General features: G+C 61.9%; 13 protein-coding genes. 6 read left to right on the top strand and 7 right to left on the bottom strand.

Annotated elements, in window-relative coordinates; all coding sequences use genetic code 11:
- Positions 1 to 496 precede the first annotated feature (496 nt).
- The 4 genes from dapA to OP10G_RS23155 are packed head-to-tail and all read right to left on the bottom strand — an operon-like array spanning position 497 to position 4,216.
- Entirely contained in the window at positions 497 to 1,384 is an 888-nt protein-coding gene (gene dapA, locus OP10G_RS23170) for a 4-hydroxy-tetrahydrodipicolinate synthase (RefSeq protein WP_025228046.1), read from the bottom strand.
- 44 nt (positions 1,385 to 1,428) lie between these two features.
- Positions 1,429 to 2,100, bottom strand: coding sequence for a (d)CMP kinase (cmk, locus tag OP10G_RS23165; RefSeq protein WP_025228047.1), 672 nt, complete (start codon positions 2,098 to 2,100; stop codon positions 1,429 to 1,431).
- Between the two features lie 29 nt (positions 2,101 to 2,129).
- Positions 2,130 to 3,401, bottom strand: coding sequence for a 3-phosphoshikimate 1-carboxyvinyltransferase (gene aroA, locus OP10G_RS23160; RefSeq protein ID WP_025228048.1), 1,272 nt, complete (start codon positions 3,399 to 3,401; stop codon positions 2,130 to 2,132).
- Positions 3,398 to 4,216, bottom strand: a complete 819-nt coding sequence (locus OP10G_RS23155) for a prephenate dehydrogenase (protein WP_025228049.1) — start codon at positions 4,214 to 4,216, stop codon at positions 3,398 to 3,400. The genes aroA and OP10G_RS23155 overlap by 4 nt, the downstream gene beginning before the upstream one ends.
- 147 nt (positions 4,217 to 4,363) lie before the next feature.
- On the opposite strand from OP10G_RS23155, the gene OP10G_RS23150 reads away from it, so the two are divergent.
- Complete coding sequence (locus OP10G_RS23150; protein ID WP_025228050.1) at positions 4,364 to 5,515, top strand: GNAT family N-acetyltransferase; 1,152 nt, start codon at positions 4,364 to 4,366, stop codon at positions 5,513 to 5,515.
- A gap of 114 nt (positions 5,516 to 5,629) precedes the next feature.
- Here the strand turns inward: OP10G_RS23150 and OP10G_RS23145 are convergent, their stop codons facing one another.
- Positions 5,630 to 6,622 carry an NAD(P)/FAD-dependent oxidoreductase gene (locus OP10G_RS23145; protein ID WP_025228051.1) on the bottom strand — a complete coding sequence of 331 codons (993 nt, stop codon included), beginning with the start codon at positions 6,620 to 6,622 and terminating at the stop codon, positions 5,630 to 5,632.
- 93 nt (positions 6,623 to 6,715) lie between these two features.
- Between OP10G_RS23145 and OP10G_RS23140 the strand changes: the two genes are divergently transcribed.
- Positions 6,716 to 6,901 carry a hypothetical protein gene (locus OP10G_RS23140; protein ID WP_025228052.1) on the top strand — a complete coding sequence of 62 codons (186 nt, stop codon included), beginning with the start codon at positions 6,716 to 6,718 and terminating at the stop codon, positions 6,899 to 6,901.
- 175 nt (positions 6,902 to 7,076) lie between these two features.
- Entirely contained in the window at positions 7,077 to 8,504 is a 1,428-nt protein-coding gene (locus OP10G_RS23135; RefSeq protein WP_025228053.1) for a serine hydrolase domain-containing protein, read from the top strand.
- Positions 8,505 to 8,507: 3 nt separating this feature from the next.
- On the opposite strand, the gene OP10G_RS23130 is transcribed toward OP10G_RS23135, so the two are convergent.
- Positions 8,508 to 9,500 carry a hypothetical protein gene (locus tag OP10G_RS23130; protein ID WP_025228054.1) on the bottom strand — a complete coding sequence of 331 codons (993 nt, stop codon included), beginning with the start codon at positions 9,498 to 9,500 and terminating at the stop codon, positions 8,508 to 8,510.
- Positions 9,501 to 9,509: 9 nt separating this feature from the next.
- Positions 9,510 to 10,865: a matrixin family metalloprotease gene (locus OP10G_RS23125; protein WP_158409345.1), complete on the bottom strand. Its 1,356-nt coding sequence runs from the start codon at positions 10,863 to 10,865 to the stop codon at positions 9,510 to 9,512.
- A 565-nt stretch (positions 10,866 to 11,430) separates the two neighbouring features.
- On the opposite strand from OP10G_RS23125, the gene OP10G_RS23120 reads away from it, so the two are divergent.
- From OP10G_RS23120 to OP10G_RS28015, 3 genes are read left to right on the top strand one after another with little or no spacing between them, the layout of a single operon-like run.
- Positions 11,431 to 12,570, top strand: coding sequence for a hypothetical protein (locus OP10G_RS23120; protein WP_025228056.1), 1,140 nt, complete (start codon positions 11,431 to 11,433; stop codon positions 12,568 to 12,570).
- On the top strand, positions 12,567 to 16,223 hold the full coding sequence (locus OP10G_RS27695) for a CHAT domain-containing protein (protein WP_025228057.1): 3,657 nt from the start codon (positions 12,567 to 12,569) through the stop codon (positions 16,221 to 16,223). Before OP10G_RS23120 ends, OP10G_RS27695 begins: the two co-directional genes overlap by 4 nt.
- Positions 16,141 to 16,344, top strand: a complete 204-nt coding sequence (locus tag OP10G_RS28015) for a CHAT domain-containing protein (protein ID WP_420810102.1) — start codon at positions 16,141 to 16,143, stop codon at positions 16,342 to 16,344. The genes OP10G_RS27695 and OP10G_RS28015 overlap by 83 nt, the downstream gene beginning before the upstream one ends.
- The last annotated feature ends 26 nt before the right edge of the window (positions 16,345 to 16,370 follow it).

The following is a 16,370-nucleotide window of genomic DNA, read 5'->3' as shown; positions in this document are numbered from 1 at the left end:
AAAAACTGCGGTCGCGGTTGCACGAAAGGGTTCTTTTGTCCAAAACGCATTGCAGTGGATTCGCGAACAGTTCTGACGACGCTAAATCCAGCGCCGGAGAACGCAACCCCGTTGGGGTAGATGGTGCGTCGGCACCGGTACCAGGGTAGCTCGTGCCTCGCAACCCGTTCGCTAGGGAATGGAACCTCTTTGAGGTTCGGGAGGGTTGACGGCTTTTCGGGAGTAGGTAGTGACGCCTGAAAGTGAGAGCTAGCTAACGCGAAGCGTTGTAGCCGCAGGTTGGTTCGTATCTGCGCGAGAGCGTTTCGCCCTTTGACCAAACTTGTGGATCGTCGGGGGGCTCAACGCAGGTACGAGCCAACCTGCTGCTACACGACTGCGTCGTAGGGATGCCGGCTTTGCAGGGAGTGTGGGTCAAGCGTTCGCAAGCTCACTTACCAAAGCGTTGACAGGTCACTGCAGTCTACAGGGCGGGTTGCTTTGCGCTATTTGCGGGCTACATTCCTAGGCCGGCATCCACTACTGCTCGTTCTTCGTCGCTCAGCTCGACCAGGGGGAGGCGGACGTTGGCGCAGGCGAAGCCTTGCTTGCTAGTCGCGTACTTGATCGGGACGGGGCTGGGGGCGGAGAAGATGGCTTTGAAGGTGGGCGTAAGCTCGTGGTGGATCGCGGCCGCGCCTTTGGGATCGGTGGGGAAGCGCTCGATCATTTCCTTGAGGCGGTCACCCACGATATGGGCGGCGACGCTTACCAAACCGTGCCCGCCGAGGCTCAAGATCGGCAGGGTCAGGGCGTCGTCGCCACTGTAGATGCGGAACCCTTCCGGGGCTTGGCGGCAGACGTCGCTGATCTGGGGAATCGATCCGCTCGCCTCCTTTACCGCGACGATGTTTCGGATCTCGGCGAGACGGAGCAAGGTCGACGTTTCCAAGTTGATCGAGCTACGCGGCATTATGTTGTAAAGCATCACCGGGAGTTCGGTTTCCTTGGCGATCGTGGAGAAGTGCGCGTACAAGCCGGCTTGTCCGGGCTTGTTGTAGTAAGGATTGACCAGCATGATGCCGTGAGCGCCGCGACGGTCGGCTTCGCGCGTCACGTGGATCGACTCGGCGGTGTTGTAGGTGCCGGCGCCGAAGATGACGGCGGCGCGGTCGCCGACGGCGGCGAGCACGACCTCCAGAAGTTTAAGTTTCTCCTCTTCCGTCAGCGTCGGCGATTCGCCGGTGGTGCCGTTCACTACCAGTCCGTCGTTTTTCTGTTTGTCGACGAGGTAGGCGGCGAGGCGTCCCGCCTCGTCGTAGTTGACGGAGCCGTCCTCGTGGAACGGCGTGAGCATTGCGGTGAGGAGCTTGCCCCAATCCTTCGGTCCAAAAAATGCGCCCATTTGCTTGTTGGTGGTCCCGAGCGTCGCCCAAGACCCCCAATAGGTTACTCGTTCGGCAGGAGCGCTTTGATGGCGGCGACGACCTGGTCCACGGTTAACCCGGCCGACTCCACCAGATGGGCATCGGGCGCGACAGTGAGCGGACTGTCGTCCCGGGTGATGTCCCGGTGGTCGCGGTTCTCGATCTGTGAACGAACATCCTCGAACGAGGGCTCCATCCCTTTGTTGACCATCTCGGTGGTGCGCCGCTTGGCGCGCTCTTCGAGGGAAGCGGTCAGGTACACCTTCACGTCGGCATGAGGGGCGATGACGGTGGTGGCGTCGCGACCCTCGAGGATGACGCCGCCCTTGGCGACGAGTGCCTGCTGCCGCACGACGAGGGCGCGCCGGACCGGGGTTTGGGTGGAGATCGCGCTGGCCAGCTCGCCCGCTTTGAGGGTGCGGATGGCGTCGGTAACATCCTCCCCGTCCAGCAGCACACGCTGGGGCTCCCCATCGCCGAAGTCGATCGTCGTATCTTCCATGAGCGCGGCGACGCCGGCTCCGTCGGCCGGATCCAAACCGGCTCGATCCGCCTTTAATGCGAGAGCTCGGTACATCGCGCCGGTATCCAGGTAATGGAGCCCGAGCTCGTGGGCGAGACGCTTGGAGACCGTGCTTTTGCCGGCCCCGGCCGGACCGTCGATAGCGATGACGATGGATTTGTGTGCGTTCATAGATTCCGTTGGATCGTGGAAGTTCGAGTCTAGATAATGGCCAATCGCATCAGGTCGTCGGTGAAGCCGGGATAACTGGTGGCGATCGATTCGGCGTTGTCGATCTTGACCCCGCCATCGGAGATCAACCCGGCGATCGCGAACGCCATCCCAATCCGGTGGTCCCCGGCGGCGTCGATTTGAGCGGCTTTCAACTTGGTGGGGCCGGTGATCGCGAGTCCATCCTCGAACGTCTCGACCTCGGCGCCCATGGCGCGCAGGCCGGTGGAGACAGTCTCGATCCGGTCAGTCTCTTTCACGCGCAACTCACGAGCGTCGCGGATGACGCTCGTTCCCTCGCATTGGGTGGCGAGCACGGCGAGGACGGGGATCTCGTCGATGAGGCGCGGTACTAGCGATCCGGAGATTTCGAACGGTTTGAGAAACTTCGGCGCGCGGATTTCCAGAGTGGAGACCGGCTCACCGAGCTCCTCTCGCTCGCCGAGTAGCTCGTACGGCACGCCGCATTGCCGGAGGACGTCGAGGATGCCGGTGCGGGTGGGATTCATGCTCAGGTCGTGGATGGCCAAACTGGACTGGGGCAGCATGGCGGCGGCCACGAGGAAGAAAGCGGCAGAAGAGATGTCGGCCGGGATCGTGATCTCGAAGCCGTGCGGGCGCTGGCCGCCGGCGAGGGAGACGGCGCCGTTCTGCTCGATCCGAACCCCGGTCGCGCGGAGCATCCGCTCCGTGTGGTCCCGGCTCGGACTCGGCTCTCGGACGCTCGTAACCCCTTCTGCCCCCAATCCGGCAAGTAGGACGCAGCTCTTGATCTGCGCGCTGGCGACGGGACTGACGTAGTCTATGCCGCGAAGCTGTCCGCCGACAATGTGGAGCGGAGCGGTGTCGCCTTCGACGGTCGCGCCCATCATGCGCAGTGGCTCGGCGATCCGTTGCATCGGGCGGCGGCTGAGGGAGGCGTCGCCGACGAGCGTTACATCGAGCGGCCGGCTGGCGAGAAGGCCGCTCATCAGCCGCATCGTGGTGCCGCTGTTCCCGCAGTCGAGGTCGCCCCTTGGCACTTGCCACTCTCTAGGAGGAACGAGGCGGATCTCGGAGGGGCTCATCCACTCGTGCCGGAGGCCGAGCTGGATCAAGCAGTGCAGCGTGGATTCGCAGTCCTCTCCGCGCAACGGCATCCGCACCACCGAGTCGCCGTCCGCGATGGAGGCGAACATATAGGCGCGGTGGGTGAGCGACTTGTCGCTGGGTGGGCGCAAGTCGCCTTGGAGAGTGGCCACGGGGGAGATTTCGAGGGTCATGCTTCTTGTTTCTTCTTCGCGATTCGGGACCGTTCTAGGATGGCGCGGACCGCCTTTCGGTCGTCGGTTTGGAGCGCTTCGCGCAAGGCGGCCAGCTCGCGCTCGGCGTCTTCCAGCACTTTGGTGAGCTCGGTCCGATTGCCGAGGAGGATCTGGGACCAGAGGTCGGGGTCGACCCCGCCCACCCGGGTGAGGTCACGCCAGGAGCCGGCGGCGACGTCGGTCCGTTCGAGCTCTTCGCCCAACGTGACCAGGACCGAGGCGAAGGCGTGGGGAAGATGGCTGAGGATGGCGACCTGGCGGTCGTGCGCATCCGGTTTGGCGCGGACCGGAACCGCGCCCATGGCGCGAACGAGCTCTTCCACTTGCTTGACAGCCGCTTTGTCCGTCGCCTTAACGGGGGTGAGGATCCATCGGGCGTTGCGGAACATCCAGGAAGAGGCGAAGCCGGGGCCTGACTTTTCATGCCCCGCCATCGGGTGTCCGCCGACGAACCAGGGCGCGCCGGTGCGGACAGCCCAAGCCGCTACCTCGGCCTTCACGCTTGTGCAATCGGTTACCACGGTTTGTTCGCCGCGGAGTTTGGCGATTTGGTCAAGCACGGCAATGACGTGAAGCGGCGGCGCGGCGACGAAGACGATCTCTGCCTTCGCGACCTCCTCCAATGGGGCGAGGCGGTCGACACAAAAGCGGTCGAGGGCGAGCTTGGCGTTCGCTTCGGAAGGATCGAATCCGAGAATCTCTCGGGAAGGATCGCGAAGAGCGAGACCGATCGATCCGCCGATCAATCCCAGCCCGACTACGCCCACCTTCATCGCCTAGAGGCTACCTCCTAAGAAAATCTGTAGGAGTGCGGACCGGGCGGGACGCCCGGGGTCCGGGGAGCGGCCGGGACGGCCGCGCTCCGGGGGTGGCCGCGTTTTGGCGGCGGGCGGGGATATCTCGGAAGTAAGATTCACTACATGCCGTCAATCATCGTTCGACCGATGCAACCCGAGGATGCCGGGGGTTTTTACGACGTCCGGGCGTTGACGTATAACAATGGCGACCCGGTGCCGGAGGAACGGCGCGTATTCAAGCACACCCGCCCGTTCGCCGCGTTGTCCGACGGCGAGGTCGCGGGGGCGTTCGTTACCCTCGATCTCACCTGTACGCGCGGAAAGGCGACTTTGAGGTGCGTGGGCGTGGCCGGCGTGGCGGTTTATCCGCACCGGCGGAAGGGGGGCATCGGGACCACGATGATGAAGTGGCTGATCCGCCAGCTGCGAGAAGAGGGAATCCCGGTGGCGAGCCTGTACGCATTCCGCGAGCCCTTCTACCGGCGGGCGGGATATGAGGTCGCGGGAAAGCGGCTCAAGATCGTTTGCCCCACGCCGCGCTTCCCAAAGGTCGCGCACGACTTGCCGATTCGACGGCTTACGCCGGCGGATTGGGAGCAGTTGAACCCTTGTTACGAAGCGTTCGCCCATGCGCGTAGCGGGCTTAGCTTGCGCACGGAGAAGCTATGGGAGCGGGTCCTCGGCGAGAACCGTCCGCTGACGATCTACGCCGCCGGCGATCCGGTCGAGGCGTACGCGGTGGTCAGCCACAACGTCGACTTTTGGTCAACCGACCATATTTCGGACGTCGCTTGGTCGACTCTGGAAGGATATCGAGCGCTCCTCGACACCTTTGCCGGGATCGGCATCAACAAGACCGCGCTCTCTTGGTTCGAGCCATCCGACTCGCCGTTCTTTGCGCAGTATCTCGACCAAGGGGTGCAGGTAACCGCGGATCGGCCGGTGATGTTTCGCGTTTGTGACGTGCCGTTGGCACTCCGTTCTCTGCATACGGAGGAGTCGGGCGAGTTCACTATTCGGGTGGTGGACGACGTGGTCCCCGAGAACGAGGGGCCTTGGCGGGTGGCGTTCCGACCGGGCGAGGTGGTGGTCGAGCCGGCGGATACCGCGGAACTGACGCTGGACGTTCGGCCCTTTGCGCAGGCGTTTCTTGGCGAGCCGAGCCTCGCGGATCTCGCGAGGCTCGGGCTCGTGACGGTTGGGAATGCCGCCGCGCTAAAGGCGGCGCAACGGCTAATGCCGCCGTCGCCGGTCATCTGCGCGGATTTCTTCTAGCCCAACGTAGCGTCGGCGCCTCGCCGACGATCCGGCGTACCGAAAGGTACGCCGAAACATGGGCGGGCCGCCCATGGATACCCACGGGCGAGCCGCCCGTGTCACGCGGGAAGATTAATGCGTTGCCGGGAGCTCCATGTCGGAGGAGTGGCCGGGGAAGAGTTTGGCGGCGGGGTCTAGGCGGGTTTTGGCGTAGCAGACGGCGGTAGCGGCCTCACCGACGCCGGTGGCGATGAGCTTGATCTTGCTCGGGAAGGAGCAGACGTCGCCCACGGCGAAGACGCCGGGAAGGTTCGTCTCGTACCGCTCGTCCACCTTGATCTGGTTCTTCTCGATATCGAGGCCCCATTCCTTGATCGGGCCGAGGCTCGACTTGAAGCCGATATTTACGATGACGGCGTCGCATTCGTGGTGATGGCACTCTTTGGTTTGGGTGTTCTCCAGAGTGACGCCGGTGATCTCGCCGTCGCCGTGGAGCGCCTTGACGGCGTACCAGAGCTTCATCTCGACTCGGCTGGCTTTGACCTTGTCGACCGAGTCTTCGTGCGCCTTGAAGACGTCGCGGCGGTGGATGAGGGTCATCGGGCCGGCCACGTCTTCGAGATTGAGCGCCCAGTCGAAGGCGGAGTCGCCGCCGCCGACAATGGCGATGTTCTTGCCGGCAAACCGCGCCTTGTCCTTCACGCCGTAGTAGATTCCCTTGCCGGCGAAATCCTCCTCCCTCTCGACTCCGATCTTAGTCGGTTGGAAGGCGCCCGCACCGGCGGAGATGATCACGGTACGAGTTGGAAGCTCGAGACCTTTAAGAGTTCGGATGAGGTAGCCGTCGTCGGTCTTTTCCAGTGCCGAAGCGGTCTCTTCGAGAACAACCTCGGTTTCGAACTGCGTGCCCTGACGAATCAGTTCGCGGGCGAGGTCCTTCGCCAGCACCTTGGGAAATCCCGGCATATCGTAAACGTACTTTTCGGGGTAAAGGGCCGTGAGCTGGCCGCCGAGCTCCGGTAAGGAGTCGATGATGCGCACCGACATCCCGCGCAGGCCGGCATAAAAGCTCGCGAAAAGGCCGCAGGGGCCGCCGCCGATGATCGTCACGTCCACGGTGTTCATCTTCTTGTTGGGTCAGACACGCGCGACGTTGGGCGTGGGGGCTTTATACCCAAGCCATGGAACAGTAACCAAGGGTCGCGGGTCTGATTCGGCATGGCTCTTGTCTCGGCCGTGTGTCTATTGCTTCATTCGAAGTACGCCGCCGTTCACGCTTGGCGTCACCCGGTTTCTACGCCAAAAGTTAAGGTGCAGGCTCTTCGGGAGGTCGTTACCGGCGGCGAGTGCTACTTGCCGATGATCAACACGAAGCAGTTATCGGTTCGAAATCGCGGCGAGTAGATTTGTTCGATTTTTCGACGGGAGCCCGGCACTTGTTGAAAGCGCTCGGTCGAGTTGCCCGTCGACAGTCGGCATTTGTGGAAGGCCCGCCGAACATTCTTCGGGCAGGGGCGATTTTCTGAACTGGTGGATAAGGATTGTCCGGCCACGAGGTGACTTCGACGCATAATCGTAAGTGTTTCGCCGTAACTTTGGCTCGCTTTTCGTCGCCATTGCCTCCACCTCCGGCTTCTCTCAGACCCTTACCGCCACTGAGGCCGACCAGGTCGCTTCCAAAGCGTTAGCTGCTGCAAAGCTCGTCGGCGCGTCTGTCGCCGTGATGGTGGATGGGAAGGTCATTCTCGCCAAAGGTTACGGAACCAAACGGGCCGGACGAAACGAGCCGGTTCTGGCGAGTACGCCGTTCGCGGTCGGCTCGGTGACGAAGCAGTTCACTTCCGCCTGTATCCTCAAGTTGGCCGACGCCGGAAAGCTTTCGGTAAACGATAAGCTGGCAATATATTTTCCTCAGATGACCTCGGCGGACAACGTCACCCTCCTCGACTTGATGAACCACGTAGCGGGGTATCCGGATTACTATCCGCTCGACTTCGTCGACCGTCGAATGATGCGACCGATCAAGGCCTTGGATCTGGCCAATCGATACGGAACGCTGCCGCTTGATTTTCCTCCTCGCACGCAATGGTCGTACAGCAACACCGACTACATCCTTCTGGGCTTGGTAGTCGAGAAGGTGAGCGGGCGTTCGATGAACGACTTTCTTATGAGGGAAATATTTGTCCCGCTGGACATGCGCGACACGTTTTATTCGCCGAAACACCCGGGCTCCCGGTTCGCGGAGGGGACGATGTCGCAGTACCTTGGGCTGGATGAGCCGGCTCTTCGCGAAGGAAGCGGATGGGCGGGCGCCGCGGGCGATCTTTATTCGACGGCCTCGGACCTGTTGAAGTGGGACCTCGCGTTGATGGATGGAAAGGTCATGTCCCCCGCGTCCTACGCAATCTTCACGACGGCACGAAAGGTTTCGAACGGCGCCGACACGCAGTATGCCGCCGGGATTCAGGTGCTGGATTTGCGCGGGAATGTCGCCTACGAGCACAGCGGAGCGGTTGGAGGATTCGCCGCGGATAACCTCTACTGCCCGGCTAATCGGATGGCGGTGGCGATTCTGATGAACCGTGACATGGGAAACGTTTCCTTAGTGATGAACGCCCTGGTTCAGCGGGTGTTGCCACCGGCCGTCAAGGGGGCGGCGAAGACGCCCTCGCAGCCATTGCCTTCGGCCCAGCGGACGCTGACGATCGTCGGAGATTCCGATCTGGTCGTGGCGAAAAGACTCTTTGCCCAACTTCAGTCGGGCGAAGTCGACCGAACCGCCCTCGGGGAGGAGTTCTCCTACTTCCTCTCTAAAGGCCGACTCGCCGAGGCGGCGAAGTCGCTGGGGCGGTTTGGCAAACCGGAATCGGTGACGATTTCCCCGGCAGGGGAAAGGGGCGGCATGAGGGTTTCGGTGCCGATCTTTCACTTTCCCGGAAATGTTATCCGCATGCTCCTGTACCGGACGCCGGATGGCAAGGTTCAGGAGTTCCTGGTGCTGCCCTGAACGCTATTTGATTTGGAGCCGGACGGCGGAATTGAAATAGTTGCCGTTAACTCCGGTGGCGGTCAGATACTTGCCGTTCGGCGAAAGAGAGACGAATCCGATTCGCCCCCAGGCAGATCCGTAACCGCTGGCGCGGATCGTTGTCAGCAGGTCGTGCAACTGTCCATCTTCTTTGCAGAGCCAAGTTTGGTAGGGAGAGACCGAGTTTTGAAAGGTTGAAACCGTTCCATCGTCGGAAATTGCGCCCCCGACTCCGTTTACATCGACAGGGCCGATGAGACGGTATTCGTGAGTTAACAGAGACCAAATGACGAAACGGGCATGACCCACGAGGGTCAGGCGTCCGGTGGCGTAGGCCCGATTCGATGAAACTGAGTCGACCATCCGGCTGGTAGCTTCGGCGGGATAGCCGGGATCGAAGCGGGTATCCGGTGTCGGCCCTAAGACCTGATAGGAATCGTCGGAAAGGTTGTACGTGAACCGCCTTTCGTAGCGATCCACGCCGTCCGGATCGTAGACGGTTCCGGTGACGGCGCCGGAGTCGCTTACGGTGAGCGGATATACCTGGAGGGAGGAAGTTCCCGCCAACCTTAGGACATGGAAGGCGCCGGTGCTCCGCCGGTAGACAAATCCCCGCCGAGGCCCGAACGAGTTGTGGACATCGAGGCTCGAGCCAATGACCAGATCTTGATTTGGCGAAAGACCGATCACCGACTCATAGACAGTCCTGTCGTCGAGAATCGGGATGGTCTCCACCAGGTCTGGGCGCATCCAAAAGCTCGGAACGTACGGTTTGGGGCTATCGGTGACGAGCTCATATCCGAACATCGACCCGTCGTTACGAACCGACGGAATCGCCGAGTAGCCGAACGGAGTGGTCATCGCCACGGCGACGATTGGACTTCGTTCCGGGGTTCCGCTCCCGGCGGATCCCGTGCCTCCTCCGCATCCGGCAAGAGCGACGACAAAAGTTGGCAGCAGTAGTCGACGAACCATCGCCCTATTTTATTGCCCTTTTTCGTCGATTGTAACCTGGCGCCCCGCCGTGTCTACGACGGTAATCCGGTAAGGAGACTTGAACTTCTCCCGAAGCTCTTTGAGTGACGTTGTCACCTCGGTGGGCGCGTCCTTTAAGAACTCGCTAAATACTGGGGTGGTGTCGTCGCGGTCGGCTCCCCAGACCCGGATTCCAGACGCCGCGGTGATGACGACCTGGTCTCCGTCGACTCTGATCGAGGGGGCGGCGGAGGTGGTGTCACGGACGAGGTCGGGTTGGAAATAGGGGTTCCAGTTGAGTTTGGCGGCCGAGTATTTGTCCCATCGAGAGTGCTCGTCGGGCTTGACGGCGACCCAATGGTCGACCCCGGCCCTTGGCGCTTCTTCCACCACGAAGGTTCGATTCACGTAGTCGAAACCGCGGGACATGACGCTGAACGGGTCGTTCGAGTGGGGGAGGCCGAAGGTGTGGCCCATTTCGTGCGCCATCGCACCCCAGGCGGTGGAGACGTTTGCCCAAACGGTCCGGCGGAAGGCGCTGTCGTCGAACGTTTGGTTGGGATCCAGCAGGGTGGCGTCGGTCATCACCTTCTGGATCTCCTTTAGAGAGGCGGGCCAGTGCGACATGCTGCCGGTGCCGAAAGCGCCGAGGGAGCCGCCGCCGAGGGCGTAGTGGCCGGGGGATTTCTTGGTACCTCGGTCGTAGCCAGAGAAGCCGAGCATGGCGCACCAATGGGTGTCGTTTTCCGGGAATTCCTTCGAGAGGAGGCCGTAGATGTAGCTCCACGACTCGTTGTTCTCCATCGCCCGCATTTCAGCGCCGGTCTTGGGGACGGTGAGGACGTGGACGACGACCTTGCCGTTCTTATCGAGCTCGAGCGGAAAGGTCTTTCTGCCGTATCCGGCGTCGTGCATCGCCTCGGCATAGAAGCATTGGATCGCTTTCAAGGCGGTATCGAATTTTTCGCGCACGCGGGGGCGGTCGCCGGTGGGTGAATAGTAATAAGCGTCCTCTGGTTCATCCTTCGCCCGCACCCAAATCGCTAAAACCTTGATCGGCGAGGTTGGGGGGCGGTAGTCGATCCGGTATTTCATGGTGTCGCGACCGGACTGGAGAACGATCATGTTCGGGCCGGGTCTCAATTCAACGATGGCCCGGAATTCACCCTTCACCACGGGGGTCCGACCGGCGTTGGCCCAGCTCTGACCGACGGCGATCGAGTCTCCGCCGGCATGCCCGCGGAGCACCACCACCGGGTGGCGGACAACCTCGCCCGGTTCAAAGTTGTCGATGGTGATGTCCGCGTGGGCGGCCGTGACAAGAGCTCCGAGAAGCAACGCCACACCGAGGCGATCGGCATTCATACCTCTATCGTGGCACGAGAAATTTGGAAGGTACGGTAAACCGACTTCGATCCTTGCGATGAGGGTTGCTTGAGGATCTCGAATCGTTTTCGCATAATTCTCGAAATCACCTGTAATAACCGCCGGAGCATCGGCCTTAAGAAACTCGAAGGCGACGATGCGCCTTCGGGAGGTGGTTTTGGCGCAGTGCGGAGGATTTGGGTGGCCTTGGTTATCGCAGTCAAGCGGATTGTCCGGGGCTTCATACGAGGGGGCTTTCGTCGGTAGAACCGCTAGGCTCGCGCGGATTAGGCCGGGGAGGCACAGCATGTTTTTGCGTCGGGCGAGGAAGCTCGAATGGAAGCGGCCGCTGGGGGACTCCTTGGTAAGGGCGGCTTATGCGCCTTCGAGATCGCAAGCCTATGACCCGGAAACGGGCAAAGACAGCGGCGGCTCAATTTGGCGGTCTAGTGACCGGCGGTCCATTTCCTTGTCGGGTACTCGGATTTTGCTCGTCTTCTTTCGGGATAGGAAGAACCATGCGACTTCGAGTTATAGTCCTTTTTTAACAAGGACTCAGTCGAAAATGGCGCTTCCAGAATTCGGAAAGGAATATGGCGAGACGTGGATCATTTTGCAGCGCTTGGCTCGCGAGGCTGGGGCGTCGGAGGCTGATGCCGATATCGTCGCCGATCGCGCGATGGAGCTAACCCGTAGGTATTTAGGGTCCGAAATAGGGGAGGCGCACCCGGACTTCGTGGCCTATGGGAGACAGGTAGTTCTTCGCTTGGTCTCGGCTTTGACCGGTTCGGCGCGGAAGGTCTTTCGCGACCGACTCAATACCGTTTTGCACGGGCCTTCCACCGTTGGCGAGGATGAGCTCATTGCGTGGCGTGACGACAAGAATCGCCGGATTATTGGGCTTCGTAGGCAGCAATCGGACACGCCTTTCACGGCGCTGGATCATTCCCAGCTTCGGGATCATCTCGAGGGGTTCTTCAACGGAGGCGGGCTTTACGCAGAAAACCCGGATCACCTTACGACGCGAACGATTGTGACAAGATTTGTGATGTACTTCGGACACCCCATCCAGTGGGAAGTGCTCATCGATCTAATTGCCTCCAGAGTGGTGAGAGTACTGCCGCGAATGGCCGAGCCTCTCGTGCGGGAACCATCGAGCCCGGCGAGCGCCCCGAGCGAGCATGGTCGATCCGATCTCAGCGGATACTGGGAGGAGATCGTGTCGCTTCCGCATCGTTATAAGGCGACGATATTGCTCAAGCTGAGCGACCTCGTCATTCTGTCCGCCTACCTGGGTTATCAAGAGCGATTCGGAGAGGCTCCGCCCGATATGATCCATGAGGCGCTGGCGTCTTTGGCCCAGCAGTCCGACGCTGACGAGCCATTTGCGGAAAACCAGCGGTTGCACGAGGTCTTGCGCGACAAAGAAGGAGAAGGGAAGCGCGTCTCCCGCCAGATGCTGGTGGACGCACTGCCGGAGTGGGACCCGCCCTCCGATCTTCCGAAGGAGGAGCGCGAACTTGCGCTCCTGAATTTGCCGGTGCCAGACGATGCACAGATTGGAAGGTTATTGGGTGTTCAGCCGGCTTATGTTCCCGTGCTAAGGCTTCGAGGTCGGCGTATGCTCGTCATTAAACTGCTTCGGCGGTTCGGGCAAGATGCTCGGTCCGGCCTACGACAAGCATCGGAGGAGCTCGGACTATGAAAGACTTCAGCGATATCTATGCGTTTGGCTCTGGAGAGCCGGCGTTGAGTCCCGAGGAGACCCGCCGGTACCTCCTCGGCTTGATGAGCGATCAGGAGAGGGCGGAAGTCGATGCATTGCTGAGCGTCGACGAACAAGCCCGGGCAGAGATCGAAGATGCTCGCGAGCAACTGGCGTTGGAGCAGGTCGAACCGAAGCTGCCACCGGTCAGCCCCATCAATCTAAAGCCGATCGCCGAGGAGCCTCGAATCGGAGATACGGCCCCCGTGGCTCCCGTCATGGACAAGGCGCCCAGCTCACGCTGGGAAATCTTAACGCGTTACTTTTTCATCGCCTGCCTTATAGTCGGCGCATTCCTTTTGGGCGGAAGTCGCCTGGGTTCGCCACCGGTGGCGGTGCGTGACTCTCTGTTCGTAACCCAAAGCGCCGAGCTGAGCGCCGCTCGCCAGGAACTCGCCAGGGCGCAAGAAGAGCTCAAACACCTGGCCGCCGACGCCGCCGAGAATGGCGCCAGTAGAGCCCGGATCAAGGAGCTGCAGAAGGAGGTCGATCGCCTTAAGGGCAAGCTTCAGCGCCCGAGGGTCGGGGCGATATCGTCGCTCTACCTGCCGCTCTACAGTGACAGCACGAGCCTTGCGGTACTGAACCGAATGCTTCATGCCGGTCAGAAAAGTGCGAGCGGAATGGGCGCGACCCCGGTATTGATCCGCCCGGCTCCGGGTAGCCGGGGGTTGACCGAGAGAACTCCGCGCTTCGAGTTTTCCGGTCTAGGGAATAAGCAATGGCAGTGGGGACTATGGGAGACCGAGGGCGGCGCGCCGCGCCGAGCGATCCCCATTCGGCAACGGACCGCAGGCGGACGCGCGATCCTCGAGCCCGTCGCCAAGCTGACGCCCGGCCGGTACGCTGTGGGTGTGAGGCCGTTGGAGCCAAATTCTGTTCGCGCCGAGGCTGAGCGTAAGTGGCGGATTTTCCGGATTCACGTGTTAAGTCCCGAAGAAAAAAGAACCCTTGCTACGGCGCGTCTGCTGATCCGCAGGGCACCGGCCTTGGCGGCTGCCGACCTGTTCCAGGTCGATCGTTTGGATGAGGCGGACAAGGTTCTGGCCGCTGTGACGGGCCCCCAAGTCCGCGACCTTCGACGGGGGCTCGACGAGTGGCGGAAGGTGGCGAAAGTCGGCGAAGAATTGTCGATCGTGCCCGACCAGCTCGCCGGCGCACCGGCGCCGGGCCGGCCCATGAGGATCGTGAAATGGACAGCGGGCAAGTGCGCGCCGAGCCCCCAGAGCACATCGGCGCAGGAGGTCGTTCCGCCGGCTGGACCGGGAGATACGCTCGAGGCGGTTCAGAAACTGTTCGACCAGGCGCTTCGCCTAGAGGAAACCAACCGGCCAGAGGCGGCCCGGTTGTTGCGGGACACGGTAGCCATGTCGCGCCGCATGCGTCGGCCGAGCGCCATCCTGCGGTCGGGATATGAGACGATCCAATTCTTCGTCTCACTCGACGACTCGGAGTCGGCGCTTCCGTATATCGGGCCGACCTTGGAGGCGGGCCGGCTCCTCTTTCGGGACGACAAGCAGACGGGCGACAAGCGGACTTCGATCATCGTTAGCTACACCGGCGCTTGCTACTGGGGTAGCTCGGCCTATCGTCGGCTTGGCCGCTTCAAGGAGGCTCGCGCGCTTGCCCAGGAAGGCCAAAGGGCGACCCGCGAATGCAAAACGCCCAATCTGCAGGCATTGCTCGACTTTGAAGCCGCGATGGTGGAGTGGGACGAAGGGAATTACGAAGAGGCGGCAGCGGGGTTCGAGGCGCACCTGAAGGTGCTGGGAGAACTGCCGGAGGGGAACTCGGGCTCGCCGCTATCCTGGTACTTCCAATTCGGCGCGTCGCAGAACAATCTTGCCGCCGCCCGTTACCACCTTACCGAATTTGAGAGCGCGGCAGCGGCCAGCGATCGGGCGCTGGCCCTTCGAGCCAAGCTCGACCCCTTGTCCGTCGCCTCGCTGTTGAATATACGAGCGGCGTCGCGACTGGAAATGGGAGAGTTTGCGCGGGCCGAGGAGGACATCATCGATGCCCGTGGCATCTATGCGGCTCATCCGAACCTTGGCGGGGAAGCCGACCTAATGGTGACGCTGGGAATGTTGCACTTGCGACGCGGCAACGTTTCCGATGCGAAGAAGAGCTTTGCCGAGGCAAAGCGGCTTGCATTGCGGGCAAAGTCGCCGAGCTCTGCGGCGACGGCGTTGTTCGATCTGAACAGCTTGGCGAGGGCGCTAGATGGAGGCGCGGGCGCCGTGCCCGGCGTTTCGTCGCTGCTGAAGCTGAACAATGAGGTCTCCGCGCTTCTCTTTCGCCGCCGCTGGCAGGAAGCTTCCGGTCCCGCCCATGAGGCCGTAAAGTTGCGAGGACCGGGGATCTATCGAGCGCTTGCATTGAGCAACTTGGCGTGGATAGAGGCGCAGTTGGGGGAGACGGCTTCCGCTCTCGACCATTTCGAGAAGTCGCTCGACCTATTCACGAAGAGACTGTCCGTTCACCAAGGGCCTGAAAGCATCGGCTCCGCTCAGCAGTACCTCGTGGGAACCGTTTACGCCCGCTATGCATGGACGCTCTGGCGGCGGTCCAAGGACTTGCGAGCAGCCCAGGCGATGTTAGACAGCGGTCGCGATCTGGGACAGAAGCTGAAGGAACCGGATTCGCTCGGTCGGGACTGGCACACTCAAATCGAGCCCATTGCGCGGGCCATCCGGCGGCATCCTCGAACGCTGGTTGTGCAATACGCCTTTCTGGACGAGCGGAGCACGCTGGTGATCGCTTCTCCATCGGATGGCGCGCCGCAGGCGTTCGAGATTCCCTTCGACCCGGCCAGGCTTACCCACGCGATGAACGACTGGAGCCCCGACAGCTCGCCGGTCATCAGTGGCAAGTCGGTAGCGTCGGAGCGAGCAGGGGCGAAAGCCTTGGGCTCGATGCTGTTGGGCCGCCTCGCGGCGGCGGGTTTACTCGCTCCTCATCGGTTCTCCCGCATCGTCGTGGCGGGGGATGCGGCGTTTCACGTTGTGCCGTTCGCTGCGCTGATCGACGGTAGTGGGAAGCGGCTTGTGGAGCGTTTCGCCATCAGCTTTGCACCGTCCCTGGGCTCTCTGGAGGAGGCGCGCGGGGCTCGAGCCCGGAAGGGTCTGTATGCCGCCGGGTTTGCTCAGCAACTGCCGATGGACCAGTGGGCATTGGATGAGGTCAGGGCGGTCGGGCGGGAGATTGCGGGCGCAGTTGTGCGGCCCTCCGAACGGGAAGACTGGGCCAAACGCGACATGGTTTTGTTTCGCGTCCTTCTCTTCTCGTGCCACGGCTCATTCGCTTTGCGAGATCCGATGGATTCGTACCTGCGTATCGGCGCCGGTGGTGGAGACGATGGGGTTTTTCGGGCAAGGGAAGTGGCGGCCATGCAACTGCGGGCCGATCTGGCCGTCTTGTCTGCCTGCGAAACCGGGGTAGGTGCCTATGCGGGGGGGCGACGGACTGCTGGGGCTGGCATGGGCGTTTCGCACGGCGGGTTGCCGAAGCGTGGTGGCGACGGGCTGGGACATCCCGGGAGACGACTCCCGCTCTCTGGTCGTCGCTTTGTTCCGACAGTTGAAGGCAGGTAAGCCGTGCGACCTGAGCCTACAGCGCGCCGCCCTGAACGTGATGCGGACTCGCGGAAAAGAGCATCCCTACTACTGGGCCGGGTTCCGGCTTATCGGCGATAGTCAGCCGGTACATTTTTGAAAAAAATCCCGCCGAGATGTAAGAAC

Source organism: Fimbriimonas ginsengisoli Gsoil 348 (genome assembly GCF_000724625.1).
In the GTDB taxonomy this organism is placed as follows: Bacteria; Armatimonadota; Fimbriimonadia; order Fimbriimonadales; family Fimbriimonadaceae; genus Fimbriimonas; species Fimbriimonas ginsengisoli.
Note: the sequence above shows the minus strand (reverse complement) of the source record. Positions and strands in the feature narration are given on the sequence as shown.